Annotated in this window: 11 protein-coding genes; 3 read left to right on the plus strand and 8 right to left on the minus strand. The window is 72.4% G+C overall.

Annotated elements, in window-relative coordinates; translation table 11 throughout:
* Positions 1–479 precede the first annotated feature (479 nt).
* Positions 480–3,170, minus strand: coding sequence for a glycoside hydrolase family 9 protein (locus tag GXW83_RS19815; protein ID WP_304940965.1), 2,691 nt, complete (start codon positions 3,168–3,170; stop codon positions 480–482).
* A 385-nt stretch (positions 3,171–3,555) separates the two neighbouring features.
* Here GXW83_RS19815 and GXW83_RS19820 point away from each other — a divergent pair, with 385 nt between their 5' ends.
* Complete coding sequence (locus tag GXW83_RS19820) at positions 3,556–5,049, plus strand: carbohydrate-binding protein (RefSeq protein ID WP_182444361.1); 1,494 nt, start codon at positions 3,556–3,558, stop codon at positions 5,047–5,049.
* Between the two features lie 25 nt (positions 5,050–5,074).
* On the opposite strand, the gene GXW83_RS19825 is transcribed toward GXW83_RS19820, so the two are convergent.
* The 7 genes from GXW83_RS19825 to GXW83_RS19855 all read right to left on the minus strand — a co-directional run bounded on the left by GXW83_RS19825 (position 5,075) and on the right by GXW83_RS19855 (position 12,697).
* A complete protein-coding gene (locus tag GXW83_RS19825; protein WP_182444362.1) occupies positions 5,075–6,139 on the minus strand; it encodes a LacI family DNA-binding transcriptional regulator in 1,065 nt (354 codons plus the stop codon).
* Between the two features lie 133 nt (positions 6,140–6,272).
* Positions 6,273–7,076: a heavy metal-binding domain-containing protein gene (locus GXW83_RS19830; RefSeq protein WP_182444363.1), complete on the minus strand. Its 804-nt coding sequence runs from the start codon at positions 7,074–7,076 to the stop codon at positions 6,273–6,275.
* Between the two features lie 371 nt (positions 7,077–7,447).
* Positions 7,448–9,298 (minus strand): asparagine synthase (glutamine-hydrolyzing), encoded by a 1,851-nt coding sequence (gene asnB / locus GXW83_RS19835; RefSeq protein WP_182444364.1) that lies wholly within the window; start codon positions 9,296–9,298, stop codon positions 7,448–7,450.
* A 306-nt stretch (positions 9,299–9,604) separates the two neighbouring features.
* Entirely contained in the window at positions 9,605–10,744 is a 1,140-nt protein-coding gene (locus GXW83_RS19840) for an RNA polymerase sigma factor (RefSeq protein WP_182447437.1), read from the minus strand.
* 8 nt (positions 10,745–10,752) lie between these two features.
* Positions 10,753–11,160 (minus strand): YciI family protein, encoded by a 408-nt coding sequence (locus GXW83_RS19845; protein WP_182444365.1) that lies wholly within the window; start codon positions 11,158–11,160, stop codon positions 10,753–10,755.
* 138 nt (positions 11,161–11,298) lie between these two features.
* The gene (locus GXW83_RS19850; protein WP_182444366.1) at positions 11,299–11,724 is read right to left on the minus strand and encodes a DUF1801 domain-containing protein; all 426 of its coding nucleotides are present in this window, start codon (positions 11,722–11,724) and stop codon (positions 11,299–11,301) included.
* A 382-nt stretch (positions 11,725–12,106) separates the two neighbouring features.
* Complete coding sequence (locus tag GXW83_RS19855; protein ID WP_182444367.1) at positions 12,107–12,697, minus strand: VanZ family protein; 591 nt, start codon at positions 12,695–12,697, stop codon at positions 12,107–12,109.
* Between the two features lie 207 nt (positions 12,698–12,904).
* Here GXW83_RS19855 and GXW83_RS19860 point away from each other — a divergent pair, with 207 nt between their 5' ends.
* Both GXW83_RS19860 and GXW83_RS19865 read left to right on the plus strand, forming a co-directional pair.
* Entirely contained in the window at positions 12,905–13,168 is a 264-nt protein-coding gene (locus GXW83_RS19860; protein WP_182444368.1) for a GlsB/YeaQ/YmgE family stress response membrane protein, read from the plus strand.
* A 261-nt stretch (positions 13,169–13,429) separates the two neighbouring features.
* A complete protein-coding gene (locus tag GXW83_RS19865; protein WP_225447117.1) occupies positions 13,430–13,993 on the plus strand; it encodes a zinc ribbon domain-containing protein in 564 nt (187 codons plus the stop codon).
* The last annotated feature ends 124 nt before the right edge of the window (positions 13,994–14,117 follow it).

The following is a 14,117-nucleotide window of genomic DNA, read 5'->3' on the forward strand; positions in this document are numbered from 1 at the left end:
GGGAGGGGAGAGGGCGGACGCAGATGCCCGCCGAGACGCCGAGAGCGTAGCCACGGAGGGTGATCCGGAGCGGTCCCGTCGGCTGTTCGCAGATGAACTCTGTATGTCATGTAGTCTTCAAGTCAAGCCCTCTGCCCGCTCTTTGAGACTCGACCGGGTCCGCCCCGGAGCCGGTGGTAGCGTGCGGACAGCGGGGGTTGAACCCCATTCCCCCGTGCCTGCCGTACTCCCGGCGCTGCCGATCGCACCGGTGGAGGAGGCCGAAGGCGCACCGGTCCGCCCGTGATCACGGGGGCCGGAGCCGGGACGGCGGTCGACCGCAACCCCGACACCGCCGTCCCACCGATCAGCCCGCGCACGGATCTGCGTCAACTGCGCTGCCGCGCGCCATGGATGAGTCCCCGTCAGCCGCGACCGGCCCCGCCGTGGTGCTGGTGGCGGGGCCGGTACGGGTGTGGTGCAACGGGAGCGGCGGCGGGTCAGACGGTGATGTGGTCCAGGTCGGGCGCGCCGGCGGTGCCGCTGCCGGAGAACTCCACGGTGTTGGCACTGCCCGCGGTGAGTTTCACGGTGACGGTGGCGGTCCCGATGACGCTGTAGCTGGTGGCGGAGGTCTCGGCGAAGGTGACGGTCTGCGGGGTGCCGTTGACGGTGACGACGGCGGGCCGGGCCTTGCCGACGCTGAGGTAGGCGACGGTCATGGTGTAGCTGCCGGTGGCGGGTTCGGTGATGCCGGTGAAGGTGACCGTTCCGGCGCCGGAGCCGCCGATGCTGCTGACCTTCTGGCCGTCGGCGCAGGCGGAGCAGCTGTTGGCGTCGGCGCTGCCGCCCAGGGCGGCGGTGGAGGCGTCGTAGGTCCTGCCGCCCGGGGTGGTCCCGCCGGTGGTGACGGTGAGGGTGTAGCCGGTGGTCCGGGTGCCGGAGGCGGCGGTGCCGGTGAGGGTGATCGGGTAGGTCCCGGCGGGGGTGGCGCCGGTGGTGTCCAGGGTGAGGACGGCGGTGCCGCCGGAGGTGACGGCGGCGGGGGTGAGACCGGCGGTGACCCCGGCGGGCAGGCCGGTGGCGGTCAGGGCGACCGCCTCGGCGCTGCCGGAGGTGACGGCGGTGGTGACGGTGGCGGTGGTGCTGCCGCCCGCGGTGACCGTGCCCGCGGCCGGGGCGGCCGCCAGCGAGAAGTCGTCGCCCGCAGGCGTGCCGCCGGACAGCGCCGACTGCAGGGCGCCGGCCAGCACCGCGCTGCCGCTCATGTCCAGCGCCGGTTCACTGCTCTGCCAGGAGCGGACGTCGTCCACGTACTCGCTGCCGTGGCCGGTGAAGGCGGTGAAGGCGTCGTTCTCGCACTTCACCATGCCGTCCTGGAGGTCGCCCAGACCGCCGCTGAAGTTGTCGGTCCCGTTGGGGCCGTTGACGACCGCGCCGACGTCCAGCGGGCCGGTGCCGCTGCTGTTGCCCAGGATGTTGGGGATCTGCGAGCCCATGCAGTCGGGGAAGGTGGTGCCCTCGCCGACCATGAAGCTGGTGCCCCAGGCGTTGTCGCCGAGCAGCCAGTCGCGCTGCTCGGCGGCGAAGGCCGCGTACTGGGTGTCCCCGCTGGCCTTCTGGTAGAGGGCTTCGGTGGAGATGAAGCCGAAGGTGTGCGAGTCCACGTCGAAGTCGGTCTGGTTGCCGCCCTCGTGGAAGATGTCGGAGGCGGCGGTGCTCGCGCCGGAGGCGACCTGCGCCTTGAGGTCGGCGATCAGCGCGGCCGGGGTGACCGCCAGGCCGGAGGGGTTTCCGGCGTTCTTCAGCGCGGTGATCAGGTCGGCGTGGGCGATGGCGCTGACGTCGTACAGGTTGAGCGTGTCCTGGCCGGAGTCCTTGGCGATGTAGTCCGAGGCCCAGGTCGCCGCCTGGGTCAGGTACGGGGTGTAGGCGGCGGAGGAGTCCCCGAGCGCCTGCTGGGCCAGGGCGATCTCGGTGGCGCCCAGCTCCATGGCGTCGTGCCAGATGGACTCGGGGTAGTACGCCTCGGGCAGCGCGGATTCCAGGGTGCTGCCCGGGCTGGTGTCGGCCTGCGCGTACAGCGTGGTGGCGTCGGTCAGCTCGGTGGCGGCGTCCTTGGTGTCGCCGGACCTGGCGTCGGCCTGGGCGGCGAAGGCGAAGGCGGCGGCCACCCGGCCCACCACGTCCGGGTCGATCTTCGCCCCGGGCGCGGCCGCTTCGAACACCGGACGGTTCCTGGCCGCGTACTTGTCGTACGACGCGCTGTCCGAGTCGTCGGCCTGCGGCAGCCGCCACAGGTCGTGGTCCCCGCCGTAGCTGCTCTCGTTGCCCGCGCCGATGCCCACCTGGAGGTAGAGCGTCTTGGTGCTCGGGTTGTACATCTTGTTCAGCCAGCTGCTGCCGTACTGCGCCTCGGCCGTCAGCGACGCGGGAGCGGAGGCGCCGAGGGCGTTGGCGGCCGAGTAGAGCAGATCGTCGGCGTAGGAGGCGGTGAAGGTGAACTTGAGGTAGTCCCCCGCGTCGAACCAGCCGCCCTCGACGTCGACCGGCGCGGCGCCGGAGAGCGGCGACAGGTTGCCCTTGATCTGGTCGCCGGTGTCGCCGTCGCTTCCGGCGATGAACGTCGGTGTGTTGTAGACAGTCGCCTTGGCGTCATTGAGGTGGGAGGGCTGCCGGTTGAGCGCGCCGCCGGTGATCACGTCGGAGCCGTCGCGCTGGTTCTGGAAGAAGTTCACCCCCGCCGTCACCAGGCCGCCGTACAGCGTGGACGGCGCCTCGATCCGGAAGGTGTCCGAGGTCAGCGCCAGGCTGCCGCTGGTGACGAGATGGTAGGTGCCGGAGGCGGTCACGGACGAGAAGTCGATCGGGTAGACGTCCGGATAGGCCGAGTTCCACGAGCCCCGGCTGCTGGTGCTGACGGTGCCGGAGGCCACCGCCGTCCCCGAGGAGTCGACCACCTGGTAGCTCTCCCCCGAGACCGAGGCCCCGGCCATCAGGTAGGCGATCTTGGTGTCGTTGGTGCCGTAGCCGACCTGGTCCACCCGCAGCTGCCCGGCGGTCGCGGCTGCGGCGGAAGAGAGCGGCATCGCCGCGACGACCAGTCCGGTGCCCACCGCCAGGGCCAGCAGCGCCCGGTGGTCCGCGCGCCTGCCCGGGCGTCCGTGCCGCCCGCGACGTGACGATCCCATCCGAGTCCTCCATTCCGTTAGTTAACTTTCCTTACTTGATGCGGAACGGTAGTGGCCGTCATGACACACCGTCAATCCTCTTGTCATGGACTTCGACACAACCCGGTCGGGGCAGGTCGGGGGCGGGGCCGCCGGGCCTCGGCACCGGCGCGGCCGTTTCTTCAACTCTTGAAGCCTGCATGGGTTCTTGACGACCCATTCGTCGCTCATCACACTGCTCAACAGGCCAATACGGCTTCATAGCAACGGTTTGAGAGCGCTCTCAAACCGTTGCATCGCAGAAAAGCACCACCCAGCACCTGCACGCGCCCTCTCTGAAGTGTCGTCAGCACTCTGCTCCTGCAGTCACTGGATTCACTTCACGAACCGTGAAAGGCCCCCACAGATGCGCAGATCCACCCCTCCGCGCCCTCGTAGAACGCTCGCTCTCCTCACTGCACTGGCCCTGCCACTGGCGGGGCTCATCGGCCTGTCCGTCAGCGCCGGCCCGGCCTCGGCCACCGTTCCGCCCGCGCCCAGCGGGTGGACCACCGCCTTCAGCGACGACTTCAACGGTGCCGCGGGCACCGGCCTGGACACCAGCAACTGGCTCTACGACACCGGGACCAGCTACCCGGGCGGCGCCGGGAACTGGGGCACCGGCGAGGTGGAGACGGTCACCGACTCCACCGCCAACGTCTACCAGGACGGCAACGGCCACCTGGTCATCAAGCCGATCCGGGACGCCAACGGCAACTGGACCTCGGGCCGGGTGGAGACGCAGGCCACCGACTTCGCCGCCCCCGCCGGCGGCGAGCTGGAGCTGAGCGCCTCCATCGAGCAGCCCGACCCGGCCAACGGCCTCGGCTACTGGCCGGCCTTCTGGGCCCTGGGCGCGGCCGCCCGCCCGGTCGGCGCCACCAACTGGCCCAGCATCGGCGAGCTGGACATCATGGAGGACGTCAACGCCCTCAGCGAGCACTCCTCGACCTTCCACTGCGGGGTGGACCCGGGCGGCCCCTGCAACGAGACCACCGGCATCAGCAGCGGGCTGCTGGCATGCGCCGGCTGCCAGACCGGCTACCACACCTACTCGGTGATCCTGGACCGCACCAACACCTCGGCCGAGCAGCTGCGCTACTACCTGGACGGCGCACTGACGTTCACCGTGAACGAGAGCCAGGTCCCGGTCGCCACCTGGCAGGCCGCCGTCGACCACGGCTTCTTCGCCATCTTCAACGTGGCCGTGGGCGGCGCCTATCCGAACGCGATCTGCGGATGCTCCTCGCCGAGCGCGGCGACCACCTCGGGCGCCGGCATGAGCATCGACTGGTTCGCCGCGTACGAGAAGCCGGCCGCGGGCGGCGGCGGCAGCCCCACGCCGACGCCGACCCCCACCCCGACGCCCACTCCCACGCCCACGCCCACCCCGACCGGTGGCTCCGGCGGCGGCAGCAGCTGCACGACCACGGCCGTCTCCGACATCTCCGCCGACTGCTACAGCTCCTCGCAGGGCGCGGTCTCGGTCTCCGCGGCCTCCGGTGACAGCAACCCCGCCGGGGTGGACGGCAACCAGGTCGCGCAGTTGAACAACGGCTCCTGGCTGGAGTACTCAGGGGTCAACTTCGGCAGCGGCTCCAGCCAGTTCGACGCCAGAGTGGCCTCCGGCGCGGCCGGCGGGGTGAGCGGACTGGTGAACGTCGTCCTCGACAACCCGTCGAACGCCCCGATCGGCAGCTTCGCCGTGGGCAACACCGGCGGCTGGTCCTCCTGGGAGACCGTCCCGGCGAACATCGCCGAAACCAGCGGCACCCACAACGTCTACCTGGAGTTCGCCTCCCAGGCAGGCGGGAACCCGCCGTACGTGAGCCTGCACTACTTCGACTTCCCGGCGCGGTAGGCCCGGCAGTCGACAGGACGCCGGCTCAGCTGGAGCTTCGGACCACCAGCCGGGCCGGCGTCACCACCGGACGCATCGCCGCGGCCTCCTCCGCCCTCCCCGCGAAGGACAGCTCCAGCCGGGTGAGCAGCAGTCTGGCCATCAACCTGCCCATCCCCTCGATGTCCTGACGGACCGTCGACAGCGCCGGGGCGCCCCACAGCTCCGGCGCCTCCAGGTCGTCGAAGCCGACCACGGCGACGTCCTCGGGGACGCTGCGGCCGCTCTCCCGCAGCGCGGCGAGCGCACCCGCGGCCATCAGGTCGGAGCAGACGAACACCGCGTCCAGATCCGGGCAGCGGGCCAGCAGGTGCTGCATGGCCCGGCGTCCGCCGGGGGCGGTGAAGTCGCTCTCGGCCAGCAGACGTGGATCGGCTTCGGGGAACGCCTCCCGATACCCCCGGAGCCGGTCCACCGCCGAGGTCTGGTCCAGCGGCCCGGTGATCACCGCGATCCGCCGCCGCCCGCGCTCCCGCAGATGCTGGACGGCGGTGCGGGCGCCGCCGATGTTGTCCGCGTCGACGTACAGGGCCGAGCTGTCGGCGTCCGCCCAGCCCGGCCGTCCGCCGTAGACCGCGGCCAGGCCCAGCCGGTCCACCAGGGCGGGCAGCGGATCGTCCCGGTGCAGCGAGAAGATCAGCACCCCGTCCACGTGGCCCGCCGAGAGGTAGCTGCCGACCTGGGCGTAGTCGCCGGTGTCGGCCACCAGCAGCAGCACCAACTGCACGGCTGACGAAGCCAGTTCGCGGCTGATACCGCGCAACTGCCGGGCGAAGAAGGGGTCGGAGAACACCCGGCTCTCCGGCTCGGCGATGACCACCGCCACCGCGTTGTGCCGCCGGGTCATCAGCGCCCGCGCCGCCGGGTTGGGCACGTACCCCAGCGCGTCCACGGCCTGCCGCACCTTGGCCTGGACGCCCGCCCGGACCCCGCTGCCGCCGTTGACCACCCGGGACACCGTCGCCCGGGACACCCCGGCCAGCGCCGCGACCTCCTGCAGCGTGGGGCGCGCGGGGGCGACGGCCGACCTGTCCCCGCTCGACTCGGTCACCTGGTGCTCCTCACGCGCTGGCTCGGCCGGACCGGGCCAGCGTACACAGCACACCCCCGCTACAGCGGTGGCAGCAGCCCGCGGCGGACGGGCACAGCGGGGGTCGGGCGGGGTGGCCGGGCCGGGGTGTCGGTCAGCGGTCGAGGGGCATGGTGAGGCTGGGCTGGACCGGGGCCGCGTCCGGGCGGATGCGGCTGACGGCGGTGCCGGTGGCGAAGAACTCGACGGCGTGCTCGCCCCAGTAGCGGGAGTCGTCGACCCGGGTGCCGACGATGCCGTCCGCGCCCAGCTGCTGGCCCTCGTACTGCATCCGCGCCATCGCCAACTCGCGGGCGTCGTAGAGGGCCTGGGTGAACAGCGGCAGCTCGGCGTTCTGGCCGACCTGGGAGAGCGACTGCCGCAGGGTCTGGTGCGCCACGTGGTAGACGCAGTTGCCGAGGACCAGCCGGCGCGGCAGCCAGCCGTGCTGCCACAGGGTCCAGAAGTCCTGGCCGGACAGGTCGGTGGTGAACGGCCGCCCGTCCGGGGCGCGGTAGCCGCGGCCGTCGGTGGCGCGCACCGCGGTGCCGACGGCGATGTACTCCATGACGTCGCCGAGGAACTGGTAGTTCATCGGCCGCAGCGTCACGCCGACCACCCCGTCCGCGCCCAGCTGCAGGGCCTCGGCCTCCATCCGGCCCATCGCCAGTTCGCGGACGTTGTACATGGCCTGGGTGAGGATGCCCAGCTCCTGGCTGGTCTTCCAGTTCGCAGGCTGTACGCCCACGTGGTAGACGCTGGTGCCCATGACCATGCCGAGCGGCTCGAACCCGGCCTGGCCGACCAGGACGAACTCGTTCACCGACAGGTCGGAGGTGAAGCAGGGCCGCCCGGCGCGCGAGCCGTCGAGCCTTCCGCGGGCGATCTCGGAAACCTGGGGGCTGGACGGTGTGCTCATACGGATGCCTCCTGCTGCGATCCCGCTCGGACCGCGCGATCGTAGCGCCCGCCGGGCCGCGGCCCCAGACCGTTTCTTTTGGATCGGCTGGTCGTCGGTCCGGTTGTACCGTGATCTGATGTGCAGTGGGCGCGGGTTCAGCCGTTGTTGCCGGACCGTACGCCCCGGCGGTGCGGGCAGTGGCGTGGTCACCGCGAGGTGATCGACACGATCGCGTGGACGCTCCAGACCTCCTGTGCAACTCCGTGGCCTGCACCAACGTGCAGTGCATCGCGTGCGATCGCCGGCGCGAGGGGCTCGTCGCCGGGCCCGCACCGACGACAGCTGACTCGCCGCCTGCCGTCGGTGCGGGCCCGCGCCGGATCCGCGGCTCAGAACTCCAGCGTCACCCGGTAGCGGCGCAGCCAGGAGTCCAACGCAAGGACGATCTCGCTGCTCTGCCGCAGTTCCGGGCCAGCGGCCAGCCGTACGGCGTCGGCGGCCGCGGTCAGGTCGAGCAGCGGGCGCACGGGCGCGTCGGGGTCGGCCAGCAGTTGCTTCAACTCGCCGCGCAGCGCCTCCGCGTAGCGGGGGTCCTGGGTCGTGGGGTACGGGCTTTTCACCCGCTCCGCCACCACGTCGGGCAGCACGTCCCGGGCCGCCGCGCGCAGCAGCGACTTCTCCCGGCCGTCGAAGGTCTTCATCGACCAGGGGGTGTTGAAGACGTACTCGACCAGCCGGTGGTCGCAGAACGGTACCCGGACCTCCAGGCCGGTGGCCATGCTGGCGCGGTCCTTGCGGTCGAGCAGGAACTGCACGAAGCGGGTCAGGTGGAGGTGGCTGATCTCGCGCATCTGCCGTTCCTTGCCGCTCTCCCCGGGGAGCCGGGGCACCTGGCTCAGGGCCTCGTGGTAGCGGGCCTGCTGGTAGCCGGGCAGGTCGATCTTGGAGAGCAGGTCGGGGCGGAGCAGGGCTTCGCCCGCGCCGTTGGAATCCCCGGCGAAGCCCCTGCGGACGGCGGCGAGCCAGGGAAAGGTGCCGGCGTTGACGGCCTTCTCGTCGTGGAACCAGCTGTAGCCGCCGAAGACCTCGTCCGCCGACTCGCCCGACAGGGCCACCGTGGAGTGCGCGCGGATGGCCTTGAACAGGAGGTAGAGCGAGGTGTCGCCGTCGCCGAGGCCGTAGGGCAGGTCCCGGGCGGCCAGCACCGCGTCGCGGTTGGTCCGGTCCATGAGCTGCCCGGTGTCGAGCATGATGTCGCTGTGGTCGCTGGCCACGTGCTCGGCCAGGGCGTGCGCGTAGGGACCGTCCGGGGTGGCCCGCAGGTGGTCCGCCTGGAAGTTCTCGGTCTGCCCGACGAAGTCGACGGAGAAGGACCGCACCGGTCCCCGGCCCCCTGCGGCCAGCGCCCTGGCGGCCAGCGCGGTGATGACCGAGGAGTCCAGGCCGCCGGAGAGCAGCGTGCACAGGGGGACGTCCGCGATCAGCTGCCGGTCCACGATGTCGTCGAGCAGGGCGCGGACGTGGCCGACGGTGGTGTCCAGGTCATCGGTGTGCTCGCGGGCCTCCAGCGCCCAGTAGCGGCGCTCGGTGATGCCCGACTCGCGCACCCGCAGGGTGTGCCCGGGGCGCAGTTCGTGCATGCCCCGGTAGACGGCGTGGCCAGGTGTCTTGGTGAAGGCCAGCAACTCGGCCAGGCCCTCGGCGTCGACCACCGCTCGCACCCGGGGATGGGCCAGGATCGCCTTGGGCTCGGAGCCGAACAGGACGCCGTCACGGGTGGGGTAGTAGTAGAGCGGTTTGATGCCCATGCGGTCGCGCACCAGCAGTAACTCCTGGCGGATGGGATCCCACAGGGCGAAGGCGTACATGCCGTTCAGCCGTTGGGTGAAGTCCTCACCCCACTGGAGGTAGGCGTGCAGGGCGACCTCGGTGTCGCTGTTGCTGCGGAAGGTGTGCCCCAGCGTCTGTAGTTCGGCGCGCAGTTCGCGGTAGTTGTAGATCTCGCCGCTGTAGGTGGTGACCAGCACCGTGCGGCCGTCGCGCTCGACGGACATCGGCTGGGCGCCGCCGACCACGTCGATGACGGCGAGGCGGCGGTGGCCCAGGGCGGCGTGGCCGTCCAGCCACAGGCCGGAGGCGTCCGGACCGCGACAGGCCATGGTCTCGGTCATGGCGGCGATGGTCCCGCGCTCGCCGTCGAGGTTCTGCTCGTAGGAGATCCATCCGGTGATTCCGCACATGAGTGGCGGTGTCCTCTCCGGTTCGTCGCCCCGCCCGTGGCGGAGCGGCGGTGCCGCCGCGTCCCGTGCGGCGGAACCATGGTGAGGACACTAACCACGGTTCATTGTATGGCACAACGATCCTGCGGCGGCGTCGTACACATCAGGCCAAAGACCACCGAACCGGTTTGAAGCGGCGGCCGCGGCCCCATCGGCGGCTTCGCCTCCGGCCGGGCCCCGAAGACGCCGGCGTCCCGCCGCTGCCGGAAGCGGTTGTGCGCACCCGCCGATCCGCGGCCTGCGCCGGCGCTCCCCTCCCCCGGCCGCTCACCGGCGGGCGTTGAGCCGGGCGGCCTGACGGGTCAGGTGGTCGCGTTCGGCCAGGTTGGGCGCCTTGCGGGCCGCCTCGGCGTACAGCCGTGCCGCCGTCGCCAGGTCGCCGTCGCGCTCGTGGAGGTACGCCGCCACCGCGGCATAGCGGGGCAGGGAGTCGTCCAGCGCCGCGAGCGCCGCCAGACCGGCCCGTGGTCCGTCCGCCTCCCCAACGGCGACCGCGCGGTTGAGCCGGACGACCGGGCTGTCGGTCAGCCGCGCGAGCTCGTCGTACCACTCCAGGATCTGCACCCAGTCGGTCTCCTCGGCGCGGGGCGCGTCGGCGTGCAGGGCGGCGATGGCGGCCTGGGCCTGGAACTCACCCAGCCGGTCGCGGGCCAGGGCCGCTTGCAGGATTCCGACGCCTTCGGCGATCAGTGCGGTGTCCCAGCGGCCGCGGTCCTGCTCGGCGAGCGCGACAAGGCTGCCGTCGGGCGCGGTCCGGGCGGCGCGGCGCGCGTGGTGCAGCAGCATGAGGGCGAGCAGCCCCGCCACCTCGGGATGGTCGATGACGGTGACGAGCTGCCGGGTCAGCCGGATGGCCTCGGCGGCGAGGTCGACGTCGCCGGAGTAGCCCTCGTTGAAGACCAGGTAGAGGACACGCAGCACGGTGGCGACGTCGCCGGGCCGGTCGAGGCGCACGCCGGCCACGGTGCGTTTGGCCCGGCTGATGCGCTGCGCCATGGTCGCCTCGGGCACCAGGTAGGCCCGGGCGATCTGGCGGGTGGTCAGCCCGCCGACGGCGCGCAGCGTGAGCGCGACCGCCGAGGCCGGGGTCAGTGACGGGTGGGTGCACAGGAAGTAGAGCCGGAGCGTGTCGTCGGCCGTGGGCGCCGGGCCGGGCACCGGCTCGTCCTGGACCCGGTCCTCCCGCCTGCGCCGGGCGGTGTCCGAGCGGGCCGCGTCCAGGAACTTGCGCCAGGCCACGGTGACCAGCCAGCCCTTGGCGTCCCGCGGCGGGTCGTGCGGCCAGACCCGGACCGCCTCGACCAGGGCGTCCTGCACGGCGTCCTCGGCCGCCGCGAAGTCGGCTCCGCGGCGGACGAGGACGGTGAGCACGCTCGGGGTGAGGCTGCGGAGCAGGACCTCGTCCATCGGTGACGTCACTCGGTGACGCTCGGTGCCGCGCCCAGGAACGGGCGCAGCTCCAGCCATTCGTGGATCGGCTTCCCGTCCGCACCGGGGGCGGCCGACAGCTCCCCGGCCAGCTCGACGGCGCGGTCGTAGCTGTCGACGTCGATCACCATCCACCCCGCGATGAGGTCCTTGGTCTCCGCGAACGGTCCGTCGGTGACCGGCGGACGCCCCTCGCCGTCGTACCGCACCCACACCCCCTCGGGGGCGAGCGCCTGACCGTCGACGAACTCGCCGGTCTGCTCCAGCCGGGCTGCGAAGTCGTTCATGTACTGGATGTGCGCGGAGATCTCCTGCGGCGTCCACTGGTCCATCGGCGCGCAGTTCACTGCTTCCGGGGCGCCGCGGTAGTGCTTGAGCAGCAGATACTTGGCCATCGTGGTTCTCCTCGGTGCTGGGTGCGACCCCGGGTGGTCGCGTTCACCCCGGGGACGGAGCCGGTCCCGGGTTCTCGACATCGCCGTCCGGCTTCTTCCGGGCTCCGTCCGGCCGAGCCCAGGCCGGCCGAGGTGGCCTCAGTCGAGGCCCTCGCGTTTGAGCTTCCGCCACCCGCCGGCCCGGTTGTCGGCGATGATCCGGCGGAACATGGCCAGCAGCGGTGCGGCCGGCACGGGCTCGCCCTCGTAGACGGCGATCGTGCGGGCAGTGACGTTGTCGTGGCCCCCGGTGATGATGCCGTCCGGATCAGGCACGATCGCGCCGTCGTAGAGGAAGACGTTCACATGGTCCTTGGCGGCCAGCAGCGCGCAGATGTTCCCGTCGAGGGTGAAGTACGGCCGGACCCCCCGCTTCACCGTCTCCTCGACATGCGGATCCGCGGCATGCACCAGGTCCCGGACCTCGCGGCAGACACGCTGCTGCCACGGCGGCAAGGCGTCGAGGTACGCGTCGACGCGAGGATCCCGCGCGTAGGCGGCCGGACAGGGGTCTGCGTTGGGCACGATTCACGATAGCCCGGACGGAGCCGGTACCACGGCTTTGGACGCCTGCGGCCACGCCGACCGCGAGCACGTGAGCACGCGAGTGGTCGGCGCTCCGGCGGCAGAGGGTGCCGAGGGCGGGCCCACACCGGCGTCGACGGGGCACCGCACCGGGGCGCCGCGCGGATGCCGGGCGGCGAACGAGGTTCAGATGGTGGGGCGCATGCCTCCGTCGACTGAGGCGTTGATGCCGGTGAGGTAGGAGGCGGGGAAGACGATCAGCTCCGCCGCCTCCTCGGGACGTCCGGGGCGGCCGATCGGGGCGGGCGGGCGCTGGTGGAACTCCTGGCGGATGATGTCCGGGTCACGGCCGGTGCGTTCGGCCGCCTGCCGCAGAGTCGGTCTAGGCAGCCGGGCGGCGGCGCAGCAGGGTGTCGCCCGCGCGCTGCCACCAGTGCCGGTGCCGGGGGTGCGCCCAGCGGGCCAGCAGCCGGCCCAGCGGCAGGTAGCCAACGGCCGCGCCGAACGCGGCCAGGATGATGTCGTCCACGTCGAAGGAGCGGCCCTCCACGAAGAAGTGCTGGGCCAGCTCGACCAGCAGGATCACCGCGCTGGTGACGGCCACCACCCGCAGCAGGCCGCGCAGTCGGGGGGTGAGCACCGGCAGCAGCAGCCCGAACGGGACGCCGATGAGGATGTTGCCGCCGATCTGCTCGACCGCCTCGCGGACCGACGGCTGGTCCAGGTAGAGCCGGATGGTGGCGCCCGGGCGCAGGTTGGTGTGGGCGATGCCCACCGAGGCGGGCGAGGGCGCCAGGGTGAGCTCCAGGACCACGGCCGCGCAGGTCGCCAGGCAGAGCAGGGCGAAGGTGAAGGCCAGCGCCCGGACCAGGGCCGCCCCCACCCCCTGCCGTCTGGTCCGGTACGGGCCCTGGGCGCCCGTCCCGTCCGGGCCCGCTCCGGGGTCCTCCGCTGTCTTCGGCGCTGCTGCCATCGTTGCCTCCCCCTGCCCGGACCTGCGGCCCCTCGGCCGTGCGGGACGTCGCCCCCGGCGCGTGTACCCGGGTTCCGCCCCGGCACTCCGGCCGCCGGGCCGCGGTTCGTCCGGAACCCGTCCGAGTGGGGCGCACCGCTCGGGGCACACGCCTGCTGAGGGATCGTCACCGCATGCCCGTCCCGCATGCATGTCCGAGGAGGCACCATGCTCTGGATCGTCTGGCTCGTCATCGAGGGCCTCGTCATCGGCCTGCTGGGCAAGCTCGTCGCCCCCGGCCGGAACCCCTGTCCGCTCTGGCTGACCATTCTGATCGGCATCGCCGGAGCCATCCTGGGCAACGTCCTGTCCAACTATCTGGGGGTGCGACACACCAGCGGCATCGACTGGATCCGGCACCTGCTGCAGATCGGCGTCGCCGCCGTGCTGGTCGCACTGGCCGCTCCGGGCTACGGCCGCCGCGCCCGGTAACCCGTTCCCCACGGCCCCCGGGCCCGGTCATAACGGTTCGGAACGGATCGTCCGGCGGCCCGTCGCCAGCGCTGCCGCGCTGTGGCACGCTGTGCGCGGGCGGATGCGCGAACACGCGCGCACGGACGACGTACGGCACGGGACGACCCGGGGGCAGTGGCACGTGAGCAGCAGCGAGATCTACTTCAGCAACAACTACCGCGACATGTGCGAGCAGCACGGCACCGGCGCGGGCTTCCAGTTCGAGTTCTCCTGCCAGCGGTGCCGGGACACCTGGCGCTCGGCCTTCCAGCCGTACGCCGGGGCCGGGTGGCGGGCTGGCTGGACAAGACCGCCGGGATGGCCTGGGGCGCGCTGGGCCGCAGCACCAGCGAGGCCAGCAGCGCCATCAGCGGCATGGTCGGCGCGCACTGGGGCCCGGCCAGGGACGCCGCCTTCCAGAAGGCGATCGACGAGGCCGCCGGGCACTTCAACCGGTGCGCCCGGTGCGCCACGCACGTCTGCGGGAGCTGCTGGAACCCGGCCCAGGGGCTCTGCCTGAACTGCGCGCCGGACACCGCCGCCGAGGTCGCCGCCGCCCGGCAGCGCGGGCTGAACGACATGGCCTCGCACCGGGCGTACGAGGCGGGCGAGGCCCGCGGCGCCGCGGCGGAGGTGGAGCAGCCGCAGCAGCTGGTGTGCCCGCAGTGCCGGGCCGAGACGCACGGGGCCCGGTTCTGCCCCTCCTGCGGGCACCGGCTGGCCGCTCCGGACAGCTGCGGCTCCTGCCGCGCCGAGCTGCCGCCGGGCGCGGTCTTCTGCCCCGGCTGCGGCACCCACCGTTGACGCTGACGCCGTTCACGCTCCCGCCGCTGACGCTGCCGCCGGACCGCGCGGCGGACCCCGGAACGGGCCTCCCGGACGCCCCGGCGCGCGGGCCGTCCGGGGCGCGCCGGTGACACCCCGGGGG

This window comes from Streptacidiphilus sp. PB12-B1b (assembly GCF_014084125.1).
GTDB lineage: Bacteria > Actinomycetota > Actinomycetes > Streptomycetales > Streptomycetaceae > Streptacidiphilus.

Coding starts and splice junctions, on each gene's coding strand:
- GXW83_RS19815 (WP_304940965.1), bottom strand. CDS start 3,170: ATGGGATCGTCACGTCGCGGGCGGCACGGACGCCCGGGCAGGCGCGCG.
- GXW83_RS19820 (WP_182444361.1), top strand. CDS start 3,556: ATGCGCAGATCCACCCCTCCGCGCCCTCGTAGAACGCTCGCTCTCCTC.
- GXW83_RS19830 (WP_182444363.1), bottom strand. CDS start 7,076: ATGAGCACACCGTCCAGCCCCCAGGTTTCCGAGATCGCCCGCGGAAGG.
- asnB (WP_182444364.1), bottom strand. CDS start 9,298: ATGTGCGGAATCACCGGATGGATCTCCTACGAGCAGAACCTCGACGGC.
- GXW83_RS19840 (WP_182447437.1), bottom strand. CDS start 10,744: ATGGACGAGGTCCTGCTCCGCAGCCTCACCCCGAGCGTGCTCACCGTC.
- GXW83_RS19845 (WP_182444365.1), bottom strand. CDS start 11,160: ATGGCCAAGTATCTGCTGCTCAAGCACTACCGCGGCGCCCCGGAAGCA.
- GXW83_RS19855 (WP_182444367.1), bottom strand. CDS start 12,697: ATGGCAGCAGCGCCGAAGACAGCGGAGGACCCCGGAGCGGGCCCGGAC.
- GXW83_RS19860 (WP_182444368.1), top strand. CDS start 12,905: ATGCTCTGGATCGTCTGGCTCGTCATCGAGGGCCTCGTCATCGGCCTG.